At 61.4% G+C, this 2,337-nt stretch carries 3 protein-coding genes; all 3 read right to left on the bottom strand.

Annotation, left to right across the window (positions count from 1 at the left end; all coding sequences use genetic code 11):
- Positions 1–91 precede the first annotated feature (91 nt).
- On the bottom strand, positions 92–520 hold the full coding sequence (locus WFJ01_RS19125; protein ID WP_442928248.1) for an endonuclease VII domain-containing protein: 429 nt from the start codon (positions 518–520) through the stop codon (positions 92–94).
- A 266-nt stretch (positions 521–786) separates the two neighbouring features.
- Positions 787–1,602, bottom strand: a complete 816-nt coding sequence (locus tag WFJ01_RS18970; protein ID WP_336630036.1) for a PD-(D/E)XK nuclease-like domain-containing protein — start codon at positions 1,600–1,602, stop codon at positions 787–789.
- Complete coding sequence (locus tag WFJ01_RS19120) at positions 1,583–2,155, bottom strand: HNH endonuclease signature motif containing protein (RefSeq protein WP_442928075.1); 573 nt, start codon at positions 2,153–2,155, stop codon at positions 1,583–1,585. Before WFJ01_RS19120 ends, WFJ01_RS18970 begins: the two co-directional genes overlap by 20 nt.
- Positions 2,156–2,337 lie beyond the last annotated feature (182 nt).

Genomic DNA, 2,337 nt, shown 5'->3' with positions numbered 1-2,337 from the left:
ACCGACTCGACCGTGATCGTCATCGGCGCGGTTGCCACATCGTCAAAGTTGAGTTGGTCGCTGCGAGGCTCAACGGTCTTCGTGATATCCATCACGCAACTCCTTCCTTGTTTTCGTCTAGGTATTTCGCGGCACGCAACAGCAACTCAGGAGAGTCCTTCATGTGTCCAATGCCGGAGTTACAAGGACTGCACAGAAGCCCCCGCACCCGGCCTGTCTCATGGTCATGGTCGACGGAGTAACGTCCGTTCGCCTCCCCCTGACCCTTCGGTGGGCCGCCGCATATCGCACAGACGCCCCCCTGTTGAGCTAGAAGCTTGAAGTACTCCGATTCACGGATTCTGTACTTCTCCCAAAGGAGGTATCCCCACCGGGCGCGACGTTGGTTCTCGCGATGGTTCTTGTACAAGCAGTCGGGGCAGAATCGACGCTTGCCGTACTTCGGCTTGGGTATCTCAATCCCGCAAATCTCGCATCTGCCTAGATCTCCTAGCGCCTCGAGGTCTCCGTGATGTCGCATGCGGTCGTAGTGCCGCATGCACCAGCCCAGAGCTCTCCTGGGCCGTTCACAACCTTCGGCGGAGCATGTGCTCGGCGGTCGAACGTAGCCCCTCTTCTGCCTCTGATAGTGCTTCGTGCAGTAGCCCTTGATGGTTGCGCCGCGGTCGCATTTCTCGTCAACACACCTTGGTCTGGACGGATCAGCTTCTCTGTGCTTGGTGTAGTGCCAGCTGCACATTCCCCTCGACTTCACCCGTCCGTCGCAGTCAACCTCGGAGCATGTGATCATCCGATCTGTATCTCCTCGTTCTCGTCCTCGTACACGACCCAGCTCGGAGCGGTGAGGGTTGTTCGCCCGTAGCTCGGCCACACACCCGATTCAGTGCAGGTGCGCCACAGATCTCTGGCCTTCGCGACCTTGCGCTCTGCTGCTTCCGCGTACATGAAGTCCAAGTCGTGCACAGCCACCAAGTAGGGCGGCGACGACTCGACTACGATCAGGGGGAACTGATCCAGGCGAGATCCGGTTTCCGCAAGGTGCGCATCGTCATACCACCTGACCTGGATGTGGTACCCCCACTTCGCGGCGGACCTGTTGAACCCGCTGGGTGATGCGTCGCGTCCTGTCTTGAGGTCTGCCGCCTCCCCGTCGCCGAAGATGTCGAATCGCGCCCGGACGGGGACGCCGTCAACCTCCTGGATGATGGTCACTTCTCGTCCGGTGACGCGCTCGAGGATTGCTCGGGCTTCTGGCTCGGCGAGGACGGCTTCTGCCATCCTGTCGATCCGGTGTGCGTCAGACCGGCCGATCGGGATCAGCCCGAGCGCGCGTTGTTCCCGCTCCCATTCGACGGTGGCGGCTTTGGTGGACACGTTGCCGGACGGGGTCAGATGCTCATCGGGATACAGGATCACGCCAGCCCCGACGCCGAGGATCTTCGCGTGTGCCGCAGACCCAACATCGAACGCGGTCTTGGGTTTCTCGGGGTGGTCGGCCCAGTACCGGAACCGTGCGGGACTGTCCAGGATGCGACGAGCGCCCGTGCTACTGAGCTCCGGGCGCTGGTGGTAGGACTGTTCGTCAAGATTCTCGAGCAGCACGTTTCTTCTCCCTCTGCCGCTTGGTGTGTATGTAGTCGCACTTCCGGCACTTACGGTGGCCCTCACGCGTGTACCGCGTGTTCGTGGCCGTGTACTCATGACCTCGAATGCAGTGCGTAGGTGGCACTCGAGGCACGCGGCGGGCTTGACGCTCCACCCTCCGCTTGTCGTTGGATTCCCTGGCGCAAGCTCTACACGTGCGGTGCCCCTTGGGGCTCGTATACACGTTCCGCGCGTCAGTGATGTCGTGCCCGTGTACACAGGTCGTACGAACGCCCATGTACCCGGCAGCGCCGCGGCGAACGTTCTCCCTCGGTGTTACCTGTTCAAGGTGTTCCGGGTTGACGCATTCGCGGTTCCGACACAGGTGGTCCAGGTGCATCCCATCGACGAGAACGCCACCGGCGAAGCGCCAAGCGATCCTGTGCGCGTACGTGTACTTCCCATTTGGGAGGCGCAGGTTGCCGTATCCTGCCGACGTATGGCTACCCGTCCAGAGCCAGCAGGATTCGGTCTTCTGTACGCGATTCCAGAATCGGTCACTGTCTGGCATAGAACGATCGGTCACAGGTACACCTCATCCACGCTCAGTCCGCTCAACTTCGCTAGCCGCAGCGCCTCTGCGAACGCGAGCGGCCAACCAAACTCGGGGAAGTCATCCACCCAGTCCCCGCCCTTCCGGACCACCCACCTGTGTGTGGTGTGGTCTCGTTCAACGGTCAGTCGTCCCATGCG

The sequence above is a fragment of the Microbacterium sp. MMO-35 genome (genome assembly GCF_037147555.1).
Lineage (GTDB): Bacteria > Actinomycetota > Actinomycetes > Actinomycetales > Microbacteriaceae > Microbacterium.
The sequence above is the reverse complement of the archived record's forward strand: the minus strand, read 5'-3'. Positions and strand labels throughout refer to the sequence as shown.

What these genes read in the sequence shown, in the direction of transcription:
- WFJ01_RS19125 (WP_442928248.1), bottom strand. Translation starts at nt 520, where the DNA reads ATGCGACATCACGGAGACCTCGAGGCGCTAGGAGATCTAGGCAGATGC.
- WFJ01_RS19120 (WP_442928075.1), bottom strand. Translation starts at nt 2,155, where the DNA reads ATGCCAGACAGTGACCGATTCTGGAATCGCGTACAGAAGACCGAATCC.